Source organism: Leifsonia sp. HAY1-4F, assembly GCF_056755275.1.
Genome location: NZ_JBNDHX010000210.1, coordinates 1 through 451, shown reverse-complemented (window position 1 = coordinate 451; position 451 = coordinate 1). Strand labels below are relative to the sequence as shown.

Annotated in this window: 1 protein-coding gene; it reads left to right on the top strand. The window is 64.1% G+C overall.

The genetic code is table 11. The features are described 5' to 3' along the window. A partial coding sequence (locus ACPYOG_RS19240) for a hypothetical protein (protein ID WP_481295738.1) occupies positions 1-451 on the top strand: 451 nt, incomplete at both ends.

Below are 451 nucleotides of genomic sequence, written 5' to 3'. Positions count from 1 at the left end.
TCTCACCACCGCTCAGGTCGGCGCACTCGGCTCGGCCAATGTCGCGGCACTCTCCACGGCTCAGGTCGGTGCTCTGAACTCCACTCAGATCGGTGCCTTGAGCAGCGCTGAGCTTGCTGGTCTGTCGACGGCGGATATCGCCGCCATCAACACCGCCGCTCTCGGAGGACTGTCGGAGGCCAATGTCGCAGCCCTGTCGTCCGATCAGGCTGCCGCCTTGACGACGGCACAGGTTGCTACACTCAAGACCGCGCAGATCCATGCTCTGACGTCGACCCAGGTCGGTGCGCTCGGCACCTCTCAGGTCGGCACTCTCAGCGCTGCCCAGGTCGGTGCACTGACCACGGACAACGTCGCCGGTCTTTCGACCACGCATATTGGTGCTCTCAGCACAAAGTCTGTGACGGGTCTGTCCACCGCACAGGTCGGCGCACTGAGCTCGACACAGGTC